The sequence below is a fragment of the Thermococcus sp. 21S9 genome (assembly GCF_012027635.1).
GTDB lineage: Archaea > Methanobacteriota_B > Thermococci > Thermococcales > Thermococcaceae > Thermococcus.
Window position 1 is genome coordinate 1,138,831 of record NZ_SNUS01000001.1, and the last position, 13,161, is coordinate 1,151,991.

General features: G+C 54.0%; 17 protein-coding genes and 2 tRNA genes. 11 read left to right on the forward strand and 8 right to left on the reverse strand.

Translation table 11 applies throughout. The features are described 5' to 3' along the window. Window positions 1-4 precede the first annotated feature (4 nt). The 4 genes from E3E28_RS06500 to E3E28_RS06515 all read left to right on the forward strand — a co-directional run bounded on the left by E3E28_RS06500 (window position 5) and on the right by E3E28_RS06515 (window position 1,991). A complete protein-coding gene (locus tag E3E28_RS06500; protein WP_167914480.1) occupies window positions 5-1,030 on the forward strand; it encodes a hypothetical protein in 1,026 nt (341 codons plus the stop codon). Between the two features lie 15 nt (window positions 1,031-1,045). Beyond that, window positions 1,046-1,651, forward strand: a complete 606-nt coding sequence (gene rpsB / locus E3E28_RS06505; protein ID WP_099209859.1) for a 30S ribosomal protein S2 — start codon at window positions 1,046-1,048, stop codon at window positions 1,649-1,651. A 39-nt stretch (window positions 1,652-1,690) separates the two neighbouring features. Beyond that, window positions 1,691-1,778 (forward strand) — tRNA-Leu (locus E3E28_RS06510). Window positions 1,779-1,835: 57 nt separating this feature from the next. Next, window positions 1,836-1,991, forward strand: a complete 156-nt coding sequence (locus E3E28_RS06515; RefSeq protein ID WP_014122450.1) for a 50S ribosomal protein L40e — start codon at window positions 1,836-1,838, stop codon at window positions 1,989-1,991. On the opposite strand, the gene E3E28_RS06520 is transcribed toward E3E28_RS06515, so the two are convergent. After that, a complete protein-coding gene (locus E3E28_RS06520) occupies window positions 1,992-2,321 on the reverse strand; it encodes a PadR family transcriptional regulator (RefSeq protein WP_042692896.1) in 330 nt (109 codons plus the stop codon). It lies immediately after the preceding gene. A gap of 106 nt (window positions 2,322-2,427) precedes the next feature. Between E3E28_RS06520 and E3E28_RS06525 the strand changes: the two genes are divergently transcribed. Then, window positions 2,428-2,727, forward strand: coding sequence for an FUN14 domain-containing protein (locus E3E28_RS06525; protein WP_167915271.1), 300 nt, complete (start codon window positions 2,428-2,430; stop codon window positions 2,725-2,727). A gap of 4 nt (window positions 2,728-2,731) precedes the next feature. On the opposite strand, the gene E3E28_RS06530 is transcribed toward E3E28_RS06525, so the two are convergent. Next, the gene (locus tag E3E28_RS06530) at window positions 2,732-3,493 is read right to left on the reverse strand and encodes a metallophosphoesterase (RefSeq protein WP_167914481.1); all 762 of its coding nucleotides are present in this window, start codon (window positions 3,491-3,493) and stop codon (window positions 2,732-2,734) included. Between the two features lie 537 nt (window positions 3,494-4,030). After that, window positions 4,031-4,108, reverse strand: a tRNA-Arg gene (locus E3E28_RS06535). A 61-nt stretch (window positions 4,109-4,169) separates the two neighbouring features. On the opposite strand from E3E28_RS06535, the gene E3E28_RS06540 reads away from it, so the two are divergent. Beyond that, window positions 4,170-4,622, forward strand: coding sequence for an Lrp/AsnC family transcriptional regulator (locus E3E28_RS06540; RefSeq protein WP_206203871.1), 453 nt, complete (start codon window positions 4,170-4,172; stop codon window positions 4,620-4,622). Here the strand turns inward: E3E28_RS06540 and E3E28_RS06545 are convergent. Genes E3E28_RS06545 through E3E28_RS06565 form a run of 5 tightly spaced genes read right to left on the reverse strand, consistent with a single transcriptional unit; the run spans window position 4,605 to window position 7,780 of the window. Then, window positions 4,605-4,934, reverse strand: coding sequence for a hypothetical protein (locus E3E28_RS06545; RefSeq protein WP_167914482.1), 330 nt, complete (start codon window positions 4,932-4,934; stop codon window positions 4,605-4,607). The two genes, E3E28_RS06540 and E3E28_RS06545, sit on opposite strands and share 18 nt — an antisense overlap. 1 nt (window position 4,935) lies before the next feature. Further along, entirely contained in the window at window positions 4,936-5,652 is a 717-nt protein-coding gene (locus E3E28_RS06550; RefSeq protein WP_167914483.1) for a phosphoribosyltransferase family protein, read from the reverse strand. A 55-nt stretch (window positions 5,653-5,707) separates the two neighbouring features. Next, window positions 5,708-6,193: a YkgJ family cysteine cluster protein gene (locus tag E3E28_RS06555; RefSeq protein ID WP_167914484.1), complete on the reverse strand. Its 486-nt coding sequence runs from the start codon at window positions 6,191-6,193 to the stop codon at window positions 5,708-5,710. Between the two features lie 4 nt (window positions 6,194-6,197). Further along, the gene (locus E3E28_RS06560) at window positions 6,198-6,437 is read right to left on the reverse strand and encodes an Lrp/AsnC family transcriptional regulator (protein WP_167914485.1); all 240 of its coding nucleotides are present in this window, start codon (window positions 6,435-6,437) and stop codon (window positions 6,198-6,200) included. Continuing rightward, window positions 6,434-7,780 (reverse strand): signal recognition particle protein Srp54, encoded by a 1,347-nt coding sequence (locus E3E28_RS06565; RefSeq protein ID WP_167914486.1) that lies wholly within the window; start codon window positions 7,778-7,780, stop codon window positions 6,434-6,436. Before E3E28_RS06565 ends, E3E28_RS06560 begins: the two co-directional genes overlap by 4 nt. Before the next feature lie 412 nt (window positions 7,781-8,192). Between E3E28_RS06565 and E3E28_RS06570 the strand changes: the two genes are divergently transcribed. The 5 genes from E3E28_RS06570 (at window position 8,193) to E3E28_RS06590 (ending at window position 13,006) form a co-directional block, all read left to right on the forward strand. After that, the gene (locus tag E3E28_RS06570; protein ID WP_167914487.1) at window positions 8,193-9,047 is read left to right on the forward strand and encodes a damage-control phosphatase; all 855 of its coding nucleotides are present in this window, start codon (window positions 8,193-8,195) and stop codon (window positions 9,045-9,047) included. A 79-nt stretch (window positions 9,048-9,126) separates the two neighbouring features. Then, on the forward strand, window positions 9,127-9,336 hold the full coding sequence (locus E3E28_RS06575) for a hypothetical protein (protein WP_167914488.1): 210 nt from the start codon (window positions 9,127-9,129) through the stop codon (window positions 9,334-9,336). An 80-nt stretch (window positions 9,337-9,416) separates the two neighbouring features. Further along, on the forward strand, window positions 9,417-10,718 hold the full coding sequence (locus E3E28_RS06580; RefSeq protein WP_167914489.1) for a hypothetical protein: 1,302 nt from the start codon (window positions 9,417-9,419) through the stop codon (window positions 10,716-10,718). Window positions 10,719-10,760: 42 nt separating this feature from the next. Further along, the gene (mtnP, locus tag E3E28_RS06585; RefSeq protein ID WP_167914490.1) at window positions 10,761-11,564 is read left to right on the forward strand and encodes an S-methyl-5'-thioadenosine phosphorylase; all 804 of its coding nucleotides are present in this window, start codon (window positions 10,761-10,763) and stop codon (window positions 11,562-11,564) included. Between the two features lie 98 nt (window positions 11,565-11,662). Beyond that, a complete protein-coding gene (locus E3E28_RS06590) occupies window positions 11,663-13,006 on the forward strand; it encodes an FAD-dependent oxidoreductase (RefSeq protein ID WP_240921723.1) in 1,344 nt (447 codons plus the stop codon). The last annotated feature ends 155 nt before the right edge of the window (window positions 13,007-13,161 follow it).

Consider the following 13,161-nt stretch of genomic DNA (forward strand, 5'->3'; position numbering starts at 1 on the left):
AACGATGACGGTGATAGAGAACGTAATCGGCAGGGTTGCAGTGCTCAAGGGGGGCAAATACTCCGTTGAGGTAGACGTCATAACCAGCTCGAGCTTTGGGCGGTTTGCCTCGCCGATAGACGAGAACCCGAGCCTCTACATAGCCGAGGCTCATCGCGCTGTGAGCGAGGTTGACGAGATAATCGGACCCGAGCTAATAGGCTTCGACGCAACCGAGCAGGAGCTGATAGACAGCTACCTCTGGGAGATAGACGGAACCGAGAACTTCGGCCACATCGGAGCCAACACCGCGCTGGCGGTTTCTATAGCCACTGCAAAGGCCGCCGCCAGCGAGAAGAACCTTCCCCTCTACAGCTATCTTGGTGGAACTTTCACCACTGAGTTGCCCGTTCCAATCCTTGAGCTCGGTCGGGGTGAGGAGTTCGACTACTACGTCATGGTTCGCGATTTGATGGAGATTACCGACGTCGTTGACGCTTTCAACAGCGTCCTTGAGAACGTTGAGGGCAACACCGTTGAGGCCTACTCAAAGGCCACCGAAAAGGCCACCGACGAGCTCGGCCTTGAGGTTGCCCTCGGGCTCGTCCAGAAGAAGGAGCTCGACATTGAAACCGTCCTCTCGACGGTTGAGGACAACAACGTCGCTTACATAAAGCCCATTGGCGGTGAGGAGCTCTTCCTTGAGCTCATAGCCGGAACCCACGGGGTCTTCGTTGACGGCGAGTACCTCTTCCGTGAGAAGGACATACTCGACAGGCGCTACTACAACGCGCTCTCCATAAAACCCATAAACCTGGGCACGCTCACCGACTTGTACAATCTCATAAACGACGCCAAGTCGGAGAGAATCGTTCCAATCCTCTCGGAGGCTCGCTACGAGTCCTCCGATGAGGCCCTTGCCCACCTCGCGGTGGGCTTCCGTTGCCCGGCGATGGTCCTGGGGAAGGACTCCATCGCCAGGCTGAACGAGCTGATAAGAATAGCTGAGGATTTGGGTGAAAGGGGCAGGATAATAACCTTTGAAGGATGAGGAGGTGTGAAGGAAATGGAGGAGTATCTCGTTCCACTCGACCAGTATCTGGCAGCGGGTGTCCACATCGGCACCCAGCAGAAGACCCAGGACATGAAGAAGTTCATATACCGCGTCAGGCAGGACGGCCTCTACGTCCTCGACGTCAGGAAGACCGACGAGAGGCTCAAGGTGGCCGGTAAGTTCCTCGCCAAGTTCGACCCGGAAAACATCCTGGCCGTTAGCGTCAGGCTCTACGGCCAGAAGCCCGTCAAGAAGTTCGGCGAAGTCACCGGTGCCAGGGCCATTCCGGGCCGTTTCCTCCCGGGAACCATGACCAACCCGCAGGTCAAGAACTTCTTCGAGCCGGACGTCATCATCGTCACCGACCCAAGGGCAGACCACCAGGCCATGAAGGAGGCCGTTGAGATTGGAATACCGATAGTTGCCCTCGTCGACACCGAGAACTTCCTGAGCTACGTTGACCTTGCCATTCCGACCAACAACAAGGGTAGAAAGGCCCTCGCGCTCATCTACTGGATACTCGCCAGGGAGATACTCTACAACAGGAAGGAAATCGAGAGCAGGGAGGACTTCAAGGTTCCCGTTGAGGACTTCGAGATGAGGATTGTGAGGACCTGAGGGGAAGGTTTTTAACTTTCCCCCTGTATTTCCCCTCGCGCGGGGGTGCCCGAGCCTGGCCAAAGGGGCCGGACTTAAGATCCGGTGCCGCAGGGCTTCGCGGGTTCAAATCCCGTCCCCCGCACCAAACCTTTAAAAGTTCCCCGTTGAACGAAACCCGTCAAGGTCATTTGAGGTGGTTGAGATGGCGAGATTCCCCGAGGCTGAAGCAAGAATCTTCAGGAAGCTTATCTGCATGCGCTGTGGCGCCACCAACCCCTGGGGCGCAAAGAAGTGCAGAAAGTGTGGTTACAAGGGGCTTCGCCCCAAGGCCAGAGAACCGCGCGGTGGCGGACGCTGATTAGGTTTTCTTCAACTTTTTCAGCGTTTCTTCCAGAAACTCTATTCCCTCTTTTAGCAGTTCCTCACCCTTCGGCGTAAGCTTGTAGTACTTTCTGGCCGGCTTTCCTGTTTCGCTCTCCTGCCATTCTGCCGTAACGTAGCCGTCCTTCTCCAGCTTGTACAGGACGACGTACGAGCTGACGGTTGCTGGCTCGAAGTCAAAGGCCTCTTTTATGCGCTCCTTGAGCTCGTAGGCGTACATCGGCCTCTCCTCGAGGAGCCGGAGTATGTAGAGCCAGAGCACCTCCTTCGTAACCTTATTCCTCAACCTCTCTATTGGCGTCGTCATGCTCCCACCTGTTTTACGTCTTGTAAATATTTTGGAAGCGTGTAATTTAAGCCTTTTGGGGATAAGGTTTTATACGTTCGCTTCCTAAGGAACCTCGGTGGTGATTATGGATTTCAACGTGAGTGGCATGTTTGGAGATATGGGCGTTGGAGCCCTCGTTGGATTCATCACCGGATACGCTCTCAAGAAACTCATGAAGCTGGCGATAGCTATAATCGGTGCCTACGTCCTGAGCCTATTCTACCTCCAGCAGAAGGGAGTAATAACAATAAACACAGACAAGCTATTCAACCTGACCGGTAGTCTTACCCAGCAGGTGGTCAGCCTCAGCCAGAAGGTCGTTGGAATCCTCCCGGGAACCAGCGCTTTCGTCGCGGGCTTTTACCTCGGTTTCAAAAAAGGATGAGGAATCAGACCTTCCCGCGGTAGAGAATCTTGATGAGCTCCTCGGGAAGGCCTTCCTTCTTGATTTTCTCCTCAACGAGCTTCTTCTCTTTCTCGTAGTCGACCTCGATGAACTTGGCGTGGAGCGTGTCAACGTCAACCAGCGCGAAGGTTGCCTTGTGGTTCTTGCTCGGCGGGTAGCCTATGCTTCCGGGGCAGATGACCCTACCGTACCTCGTCATCGCGTTGACCGGGTACTTCGGCGACGCCACGAAGAGTATCTCGTAGTCCTTGACAGGCCTCATTATGGCCTCGTAGTAGCTCGTCGGCTGGTCGGGAAGAACCTGCCCATCGAACGGGTTGAGCGGGCTTCCGTAGACGCCAAAGATGTCGTTCTTACCTATCTTGTCGACGAGGTAAATCGGCAGGTCCCTGATGAACTCCCTGCCCTCGTGGCCGAGCTTCTCCCAGGTGTACTTGAGGGCCTTCTTGATGTATGGTGGGTAGTCCAGCTTGTCGATGTAATCAGGCCCCTCCGCGTGCGGGTCGCTGGCGGCTATAACCTGGTCGAACTCACCGCGGATGACCTTGACGACGTTGTTCCTGATGAGGTCGTCGAGCGTGTCAAGGACCTCACTCGGGTACGGGAAGAGACCGACGACGTTTCCAAGGACGTAGTACTTCTCAATCTCATAACCTTCCTCCTTGAGAGCCTCAATCTTCTCGAGGGCCTTCGCCAGGGCGGGGAGGTTTCCGTTTATGTTCGCCAAAACAGCCACGTACACCATGATACCACCTCCGTTTTTTCTTACCTGAAGAAACTAAAAGCTCCAAGGTATTTAAACGTTTCGGGGCATTTGAGTTTTGATAGAAGGGTATTGAGAGGGCTCAGGGCATCAGAAGGGAAGGCGTCCCTTCTTTTTCTTGGCCCTCTTCTCCCTGTGCATGCTCTCAAGGTAGAGTAAGAGTGCGTCCTCTATCATCTCTCTCACCTCCTTTGGTTTTTGAATCTTGAGGTATCCTGCTCAATGGAACTCGTTTGTCAAACTTCGCGCTCGGCCTTTGTGAAAGCTGGCGGAAATGCCCGTTCTTACCAATGGGCAAAAGTCAGTCGTGCATTAGGCGAGTGCAACTTTGACTGGGGGTTTGACACTAAATGAAGCCCCTTTCGAGTAGTTTCGACTTTGTTTTCGGCGCCTAAAGGGCGCCTTTGAAGAGTGAAACACCGATTGAAGGAGCAAATGGAGGAAACCTGCTTAAAACAAGGACATGCCCGAGAAAGGCACCCAATTTTCCGCCAGCGCTTGCGCAAGCAGGGGCTGTGATGGCGGACCGGCGGGGCTTCGAACCCCGGACCTGCGGCTTAGGAGGCCGCCGCCCTATCCTGGCTAGGCTACCGGTCCACTGCCCGCTATTCCCTCCCGGGGAAGAGTATTTAAAGTTTACGGTTTACTTTTGGCGGTGATGGTGGTGGATGAGCTCGACATCAAGATAATCTCACTCCTCCAGAAAAACGCGAGGCTCTCCTACCGTGAGATAGCGAGGGAGCTGAACGTTGCTGTGGGAACCGTGTACAACAGGATAAAGAGGCTCGAAGAGGAGGGTGTTATCAAGGGTTACGCTCCGGTTCTTGATTACGAAAAGCTGGGCTTTGGGTTAACGGCGCTCATCGGAATCAAGGCGCAGGGGCGGAAGATAGCGGAGATAGAAAGAAAGATAGCCGAGAAAACCCGGGCGATGATGGTCTACGACATAACGGGCGAGTTTGACATCTTCGTCATAGCGAAGTTTAAGGACAGGGAGGACATGAACCGCTTCGTGAAGTGGCTTCTATCCCTGGATGGGGTTGAGAAAACGAACACGAGCGTGGCCATGCAGGTTGTGAAGGAGGAGCCAAGGTTAGCCCTTGAGGACTAACACCTCGTCGAGGAAGCGCTTTGCAAAGTCCTCGAAGCTCTCAACGGGAAGCTCCACTTCCTTTCCGTTGACCTTTCCCCTGAAAACGTAGCGTCTCGCCGTTATCTCCAGGATTTTTTTGAAGTCCGGGCTGGTCTCCACGGTTCTTTCGAGAACCCTCGTGAACTCGTCGCTGTCAACCTCAACGACAACTCCCTCTATAACCACCCTCTTTCCGCAATCCTCTTCGCTACACTCAAACTTGAAGGGAACGCCGGGGGCGAACTCTATCGGCAGGCTCAGCCCCTCGGCGTTGTAGATGAACCCCTTCATATCAATCCAACCTTATGAGGCTTTCAACCGGGAACTCGTATTCCTCCTGGAGTTTCTCAACGATGTCGCCGACGCTCACGAGGAAGAACATTCCTATCGGCTTTGCTCCGGCCTGCTTCGTCATCTCGACGAGGGCCCTCTGGGTTTCTCCGCTCCTTATCACGTCGTCCACTATGAGGACGTTCTCGCCCTTCTTGAGTGCCCACTGGGGAAGGTACAGGGTCATAACGGTTCCCGAGGCGCTGGGAACGTAGCTGACCTCGTAGAACTTCTCAACTCCGACTTCCTTCTTCTTCTTGGCGTAGACTATGTCCGCTCCGAGTTCCCTCGCTATGTGGACGCCGAGGGCTATTCCATCGGTTGCGGCAGTGAGCACCTTGTCGACGTCCTTGTCAAGGTACCTCCCGGCCACCTCTTCCGCTATAAGACTCATCAGGGCCGTGTCGCTGAGCACGGGCATGTTGTCGAAGAAGCCCCTCTCATCGAACTTTATCCTCTTCTTTACCTCCTCCTCAAGGTTTATGTAGGGCAGGAGGAGCTGGAGCAGTTCCCTCGTCCTCTCGGCGCTTGGAAGGACCTTTCCGCGAACGTACCTGTTCAGAACCGTTATCGGCAGTCCCGTTATTTTCGAGAGTTCCTCGTAGGTGTAGCTTTTCTTGAGGAGCCTCAACACCCTGATGAGTCTGAGCTTCTCCTGGACGGACTTTAGCTGGCTCATCCTCTCACCTCCGCGTGCCCGTTGTTTAACAAGAAAATGTATAAATACGTTTCGGTCATCCGAGAACCTTACGCCGGTACTCCTCTATGACGTCGCCGTATTCCCTCAGGAGAAACTCCTTTGTAACCGGTTCCCCATCTGGATGATTGATTCCAGGGCAGAATGAGTCCTCCTTAACGTAAATCTCCATCTTCTTCCCGTGTTTGATGAAGATGAACGGGTAGAGTCTGCATGCGAGGGGTCTGTGGGCGTAAATCCTGCACCTCTTTGTTTCAGGGTCGAGGAAAACGCACGCCCCGTCGAAGGGCCTCTTCTTTATGGCGTAGCCAAGGAACTTGTCCCCCCGATAGAAAAGTTTCTCATAATCCACGAACTCCCACGTGTTGTATCCAAGCTCTTCGATTCTCGTTATGTCCTCATCTCTTAGGGGAATTTCGAGTTCTTCACAACACTTTCCGCATTCCTCGAGGCATTTAAATTTGAAGGAAGGGTCGGACTCGACCTCGAGGGTTTCGAGGTCAATAGTCGCGACCCACCTCAAGGCTTCACCCCCGGTAGGTGCTCGCAATCAGCGTTTCGGTCATCTCAATCTCCGGAATCTTTCTGAGGACTTCGTCGTGGAACTTGTCAAGGTCCTCTATCCTTGGAACCTCCACGCGGAGTATTATGTCGTATTCGCCGTAAACCCTGTAGGCCTCCTTAACGCGTGGGTCCTTCTTGAGCTCCTCGTAGACCTTCTCCTCGTTTCCGGGCTTTACGACCACCAACACGAAGGCCTCAATCATACCCCGAACCCCCCTAAGTTGAACTTCTTGGCCATCTTGGCCAGCTTTCTCTTATTCATGCTCTTGAACATCTTCTTCATTTGGTTGTACTGGTTTAAAAGCTCTCTGACTTCAGACGTGCTCGTTCCCGAACCCCGGGCAATCCTCTTTATGCGGGAGTAGTTGATTATCTCCGGGTGCTCAAGCTCCTCCTCCGTCATCGAGTCCATTATTACGCGATACCTCTTAAGCTTCTCCTCCCCGACCTTAATCGCGTCATCTGGAAGCGAGTAGCCAAGGCCTGGAATCATCTGGAGTATCTGCTTGAGCGGGCCCATCTTCTGCATCGCCTCGAGCTGGGCGTACATGTCCTTGAGGTTGAATTTGCCCTTGAGGAACTTCTCAACGTCTTCCTCGGTGAATTCCTGCTGTTTCTGAAGCTCTTCAATCTTCTCAAGGAGTCCCTGGATGTCTCCAAGGCCGAGGAGCCTTGAAACGAAGCGCTTGGGGTCGAAGGGCTCCAAATCGTCTATCCTCTCGCCGACACCTATGAACTTAATCGGCGCCCCCGTTGCGGCAACGGCGGAAAGCGCTCCACCGCCCTTGGCCGAACCGTCGAGCTTCGTGACGATTATCGAGCCTATCGGAGTGGCTTCTTTGAAGGCCAGCGCCTGGTTGTAGGCCTGCTGGCCGATGGTTCCGTCTATGACGAGTATGACCTCGTGGGGCTTTATGGCCTCGCTTATCTGCCTCATCTCCTCGATGAGGCCCTTCTCCTCCTTGTGCCTTCCGGCGGAGTCCACGATTATGACGTCAACTCCTTTCTCGCGGAAGTGCTCAACCCCTTCCCTTGCGAGCTTGACCGCGTCCTTCTCGTTGGGGTCGCCGAAGACCTCTATGCCGTAGGGGTCGAGGAGCTGTCTGAGCTGGTGGTACGCTCCGGGACGCCAGGTATCGGAACATACGACACCGACCTTGTAGCCCCTCTTCTGAAGGTGCCTCGCCAGCTTAGCCACGCTCGTCGTCTTTCCTGAACCCTGAATACCGACGGTGAGCAAAACGGTCGGCTTTTCCTTTATCTCGAGGGGCTTCGCCTCGGTTCCTAGGAACTTCGTGAGCTCTTCGTAGACTATCTTGATGATGTGCTCCTTCCTGCTGACGCCCGCCGGCGGTTCCTCTTCGAGGGCCCTCTTCTGTATCGTTTTCGTGAGCTGAAGAACGAGCTTGACGTTGACGTCCGCCTGCAGGAGTGCCCTCTGGATGTCCCTAACTACCTCCTTTATCGTCGCCTCGTCAACGGTTCCGGAGCGCGCGAGCTTCCTGAGGGCGTTGTTAAGGGCCTTTCCAAGTTTTTCTAACGCCATCTCACCACCGTTACTATGAGGGCTGGGGAGTTTATAAACGGTTGGGTGGGGAAGCTCTGTATAAATGCACGCATTTTTCAAAAACAGCGATGATATGTCTCTTTTCTTTGAACAAAAGTGTTCATTGAGGCTCAAAATCCGTCCTGAGGCATTTTTTGAGCGAGTATAGCGCTGAACACGGCATTCTTGCTGAAATCGGGGCTGAAAACCTTTTTAAACCGAAAAACCCGTAGTAGATACTGGAGAGAATGAAAAGGAGGTGAGAGAGATGATATGGCCGATAGCCATGTACGAGTACATGTTCACGCGTGAGAGGGAGAAGAGAAAGAAGCCCATACCCGAGGAGCTCGAGTACGTCGAGATGCTCCAGTGAAGTATTTAAGCGGTCTTTTCTATTTCCCCCGGTGGTGCTATGAGGATTCATCACGAGTGCGTTGCCTGCGCGATAAACCAGTGTCAGAAAATCGTCGAGATGAGCTTAACCGATGAAAATTCCCGCAGGGATGCGATGTTGTTTTCGCTCAAGCGCGCCTCCGAGCTGTTCTCAAAGGACTCAATTCCTGCAGTCGTTGGGGGATTGCTCTTCCTCGACCTCTACGAGTTCATTGGGAACGACGACCCTTTCAGGGACTACAAGCGCCTTTCAAACGAGATGGCAAAGGGACTTGTGGGCCACTTTGAGGATTCCGACCTTAAAACCGCACTAAAGCTCGCGATAGCCGGAAACGTCGTGGACTTTTCAACGGGCTACAACCCTGAGAAGCTTGAGGAGGACATCAGAAAGGTTCTCGAGGAGAGCCTTCGTATAGACCACAGCGATGAGCTCTTCACGAGACTGAAGCGCGCTGGGGTTCTTCTCTACCTCGTTGACAACTGCGGTGAGATATACTTCGACAGGCTATTCCTCGGGAAGCTGAGAGAGGAGTTTCCGAACCTTAAAATAATCGTTGCGGGTAAGGCCGGCCCGATAATAAACGATGCAACCGTTGAAGACCTCCTTGAGGCAGGCTTCGAAGGAATTGCTGAGGTCATCTCAACGGGCTCGAGACTGCCGGGCACTCCAATCGAGCACGTTTCAGAGGAGTTCCTTGAGGTTTTCCGCTCGGCGGACGTCGTCATTGCTAAGGGGCAGGCCAACTTCGAGACCCTGAGTGAACTTCGGGACTCCAGAATCTTCTTTCTGCTCAAGGCCAAATGCCCGGCAATCGCGAGGGAAATCGGGGTCCCAATAGGCTCCCTCCTCTGCTTTAACCCTGCTCTTCGTTGATTGTCGATATTATTTTTAACGAATGTCTATCAGAAAGCCTTTTATACTTTGAAGTGGTACATAGTAACGGTGATAGGCTATGGCAACCGTTATTAAGCGTGACCCCTCAAAGTTTTTGAGAGAGATGAAGACCCACTACGGGGACGTATGGCGCATGCCGTCAAGCAGGTACCTTCTTCAGCCCGATTTCGTTGTAGTTGACCCCAAAACCGGAAAGAAGACCAAGGTCAGCTTCGTGTCCCTTGACGATGGAGAAGTGGTTGGAGTCGTTTACGACGACCTCGGATGATTTCGTCTTTTGCCTTACCCACTTCTGACTTTGGCCGGAAATCATAAATAGGATTCTGTGTTACCTAACTTGGTGGGAGCATGTCGGTTGATATTTACAATGAAGTGCTTTACCTGACAAGGAGTATTAAGGACCCTTATCTTCGGGCCATTACGTATGCGAGAATAGGATATTACATGCACCGGGCCAAAAATCCCCGCTACGCCGAAGCATTCACCCGGGCCCTGAAGGCCGTTGCCTCGATAGACAACCCAATACTAATCGTGAAGGCCCTCATAGAAGTCGCTACATTTCTCGGGAAGACGGGGTCCAAAAGCGCCACGAAGACTTTTATTCAGGCTTACGAGTCCATTAAGACCTTCCCTCAACCCCTACGGGATGAAATGCTTGAGGAACTCGTCCACAGGCTTCTTGAGCTTGGACGTGTTGACGACGCTTTCTTCTATGCCAAGGAGATTGAGAACAACGTAAAGCGCAACGACACCCTCCTTCACGTCATCCATCACTACATTGAGAAGGGCAACCTGCGTAAGGCCCGGCTCATCCTTGAGCTAATCGAAGACGAACCCTGGCATTCCATAGCGGCGTATGAGGTTCTTAAGGAGCACCTGAAGAGGGAAGAGTTCGGCAGTGCCATCAAGGTTCTCTCGGAGTTCAAGAGCGAGTACTGGCTTGGGGAGGCAATGAAGGCCGTTGCAGTTCATCTCAAAAAGGCCAACGTTCCAGAGGGGACCTATGAGAAGTTCGTTGACGTGGCCCTGAGCATATCTTCCAGAGTTGGGTTCGAGGTTCTCATCTCCTTCCTCATAGGCGTCGCCGCACAGGGAGAAATAGACTTCGTTATAAGCGTCCTGTCCAAGGTTCCACGCGAGCTTCGTTCTGAGCTCCTCAGGTCCCTTGTTCAGGCGGTTCTTGACAGGCCCGAACTCCTTGAGAGACTCATTGATAGGCTAATCGGCGATGAGAAAGAGCTCGTAATGAGCACAATACTCGATGCCCTCCTTGAGAGACAGCCGAGCGGGGAGTACTACGAGCTCGTGAAGAGAATAGGCTCTGAAACCGACAGCGAGAGGGTGATAGTCAAGGCAGTCCGCTACCTCTCGAAGCTCCACGCCTACGATGACGCCTGGGAGCTGGCTTCAAAGGTCACCAATCCTTATCTCCGCTCGTTGGCCTTCGGAAGCATCGCCGTTGAGAAGCTCAAGGAGAACGACGTTGACGGGGCCATTGATGCTTCCCTTGAGGTGAAGGACCCGCGCTGGGGCTCTTGGCTCCTCAGCGAAATCCTTGCCAAAATTCTTGAGGTCAAAACGGGAGGAGAGCTTAAGGAGGACATCGAAGAGCGCGCCGAAGCACAGCGCAAACTCTGGGAGGGGAGCTAACGTTTTAAAGTCCTCCCCTCAATTCTCTTTTCAGGTGATACCATGCCGAGGATAGCCATTATTGGAGGCTCCGGAGTCTACGACCCGAAACTGCTTGAGAATATAAGGGAGGAAACCGTTGGGACCCCCTACGGAACGGTAAAGGTCAAGATAGGAACCTACAAGGGCGAGGAGATAGCGTTCTTGCCGAGGCACGGGGAGAAGCACAGCGTTCCGCCCCACAAAATAAACTATCACGCCAACATCTGGGCGCTCCACGAGCTCGGTGTTGAAAGGATTCTCGCAACCTCGGCCGTCGGTTCGCTCAATCTCGACATGAAGCCTGGCGACTTCGTAATCCTCGACCAGCTCATGGACTTCACGAAGACGAGGCACTACACCTTCTACGACGGCGAGGACAGCCCCCACGACAGGAAGTTTGTAGCGCACGTTGACTTCACAGACCCCTACTGCCCGGAGCTCAGGAAGGCCCTCATCACCGCCTCCAAGGAGCTCGGCTTTACCTATCATCCCACCGGAACATACGCCTGCATGGAGGGGCCGAGGTTTGAGACGAGGGCCGAGATAAGGGCGCTCAAGATACTCGGCGCCGACGTCGTTGGCATGACCCAGTGTCCGGAAGCGGTCCTCGCGAGGGAGCTCGAGATGTGCTACGCGAGCGTTGCCATAGTCACCAACTATGCCGCGGGAATCAGCAAGGAGAAGCTCACCCACACCGAGGTCGTCGAGCTCATGGCGAAGAAGGGCGAGGAGATAAAGCTCCTCCTCATGAAGGCAGTGGAGCACATTCCCAAGGAGCGTCGCTGTCCGTGCAAGGATGCCCTCAAGGGCGCAACGGGCGAGTGATGTTCTCTTCTCTCCATTTCTCCCCCGAAAAGTGCTTACGTTGCGAACCGAAAGTTAAGGAAAGTGTTTAATAGTAGGGCGACCTAATTCTCCTGGTGATGCGAATGAAGTACGACGTCGTGATTATCGGAGCCTCCGCGGGAGGTATCACAACGGCCATCTCGGCCAAGAAGTTCTATCCGGACAAGAGCGTCCTCGTCATCAAGAGGGAAAAGGTGGGCATGATTCCCTGCGGAATTCCCTACATCTTTGGAACCCTGAAGAGCGTTGACGATGACGTACTGCCAGTTGAGAAGTTCCTTGAGCCCCTCGGCGTCGATATCCTGACGGACGAAGTTACAGACATCGACCCGAAGAGGAAGGTCGTCAGGACCAGGTCCGGAAAGGAGATAGCCTGGGAGAAGCTGGTCCTGGCAACGGGCTCGAAGCCTGCAAAGCCCGACTTTCCGGGCATTGACCTCGAGGGAATATACACCGTTCCCAAGGACTACGAGTACCTCACGAAGCTCCGCGAGAGGGTTGAGGAAGCCGAGAAAATCGTCATCGTCGGCGGTGGTTTCATAGCCCTTGAAGTTGGCGACGAGATAAGGAAGCTCGGCAAGGACGTGACTCTGGTCGTCAGGAGCAGACTGCTACGGAGTTCCTTCGACCCTGAGTTCAGCGAGATGGTCGAAGAGAGGCTGAAGGAAGCAGGAATAAACATTGCCTACGGACAGGTTGAGGGCTTCGCCAGGAACGGGAAGGTGGAAAAAGTCAAGCTCCTCGACGGAAGGGAAATCTCGGCCGATTTGGTAATCCTCTCCACAGGTTACCGGCCCAACGTCGAGCTGGCCGTTAAGGCCGGCCTCAAGGTTACGCGCTACGGGGTCTGGACCGACGAGTACATGAGGACGTCTCACCCCGACATCTTTGCGGTTGGAGACTGCGTGGAGCACAGGGACTTCTTCACGGGCAAGCCCTACCAGCTCATGCTCGCCTCTACGGCCACCTTCGAGGCGAGGATTGCAGGGGCGAATCTCTTCAAGCTCCAGATTGTCAGGGAAAACAGGAGGACGATAGGTGCCTACTCGACCCATATAGCGGGCCTCACCCTCGCGGCGGCCGGTTTGACGGAGGAGCAGGCAAAGAAGGAAGGATTTGAGGTCATCGTGGGCTACGGCAGGGGTCCGGACAGGCACCCGGCGAAGTTCCCGGACACCTCGATGGTAACTGTAAAGCTCATCTTCTCCCGCGACAGGGGTGCGATACTTGGAGCCCAGATAGCCGGTGGCAAAAGCGTCGGCGAGATGATAAACATCCTCGCCCTTGCGATACAGAAGAGGCTCACGGCGAGCGAGCTCTACACCCTCCAGATAGCGACCCACCCGCTTCTGACGGCCTCGCCCGTCGGCTACCAGATACTTCAGGCGGCCGAGGACGCGCTGGCGAAGCTGAGGACGTGAGTTTTCTTTGAATTTCCTTTTTTCACAAATGGTGTACTGCCTTTTAATATTGTATTCTATTGTATTCTTGGAGAAGAATCACGAACCTTGGTCAAACTCTGCGGGACTCTTGTCCCTTGCGTCGAGCAAAGCTCAACGTCGCGCAGGCGAGCAAG

What these genes read in the sequence shown, in the direction of transcription:
- E3E28_RS06565 (WP_167914486.1), bottom strand. Translation starts at nt 7,780, where the DNA reads ATGGCGTTAGAAAAACTTGGAAAGGCCCTTAACAACGCCCTCAGGAAG.
- E3E28_RS06525 (WP_167915271.1), top strand. Translation starts at nt 2,428, where the DNA reads ATGGATTTCAACGTGAGTGGCATGTTTGGAGATATGGGCGTTGGAGCC.
- E3E28_RS06550 (WP_167914483.1), bottom strand. Translation starts at nt 5,652, where the DNA reads ATGAGCCAGCTAAAGTCCGTCCAGGAGAAGCTCAGACTCATCAGGGTG.
- E3E28_RS06545 (WP_167914482.1), bottom strand. Translation starts at nt 4,934, where the DNA reads ATGAAGGGGTTCATCTACAACGCCGAGGGGCTGAGCCTGCCGATAGAG.
- E3E28_RS06540 (WP_206203871.1), top strand. Translation starts at nt 4,170, where the DNA reads ATGGTGGTGGATGAGCTCGACATCAAGATAATCTCACTCCTCCAGAAA.
- rpsB (WP_099209859.1), top strand. Translation starts at nt 1,046, where the DNA reads ATGGAGGAGTATCTCGTTCCACTCGACCAGTATCTGGCAGCGGGTGTC.
- E3E28_RS06515 (WP_014122450.1), top strand. Translation starts at nt 1,836, where the DNA reads ATGGCGAGATTCCCCGAGGCTGAAGCAAGAATCTTCAGGAAGCTTATC.
- mtnP (WP_167914490.1), top strand. Translation starts at nt 10,761, where the DNA reads ATGCCGAGGATAGCCATTATTGGAGGCTCCGGAGTCTACGACCCGAAA.
- E3E28_RS06500 (WP_167914480.1), top strand. Translation starts at nt 5, where the DNA reads ATGACGGTGATAGAGAACGTAATCGGCAGGGTTGCAGTGCTCAAGGGG.
- E3E28_RS06590 (WP_240921723.1), top strand. Translation starts at nt 11,663, where the DNA reads ATGCGAATGAAGTACGACGTCGTGATTATCGGAGCCTCCGCGGGAGGT.
- E3E28_RS06530 (WP_167914481.1), bottom strand. Translation starts at nt 3,493, where the DNA reads ATGGTGTACGTGGCTGTTTTGGCGAACATAAACGGAAACCTCCCCGCC.
- E3E28_RS06575 (WP_167914488.1), top strand. Translation starts at nt 9,127, where the DNA reads ATGGCAACCGTTATTAAGCGTGACCCCTCAAAGTTTTTGAGAGAGATG.
- E3E28_RS06580 (WP_167914489.1), top strand. Translation starts at nt 9,417, where the DNA reads ATGTCGGTTGATATTTACAATGAAGTGCTTTACCTGACAAGGAGTATT.
- E3E28_RS06560 (WP_167914485.1), bottom strand. Translation starts at nt 6,437, where the DNA reads ATGATTGAGGCCTTCGTGTTGGTGGTCGTAAAGCCCGGAAACGAGGAG.
- E3E28_RS06520 (WP_042692896.1), bottom strand. Translation starts at nt 2,321, where the DNA reads ATGACGACGCCAATAGAGAGGTTGAGGAATAAGGTTACGAAGGAGGTG.
- E3E28_RS06570 (WP_167914487.1), top strand. Translation starts at nt 8,193, where the DNA reads ATGAGGATTCATCACGAGTGCGTTGCCTGCGCGATAAACCAGTGTCAG.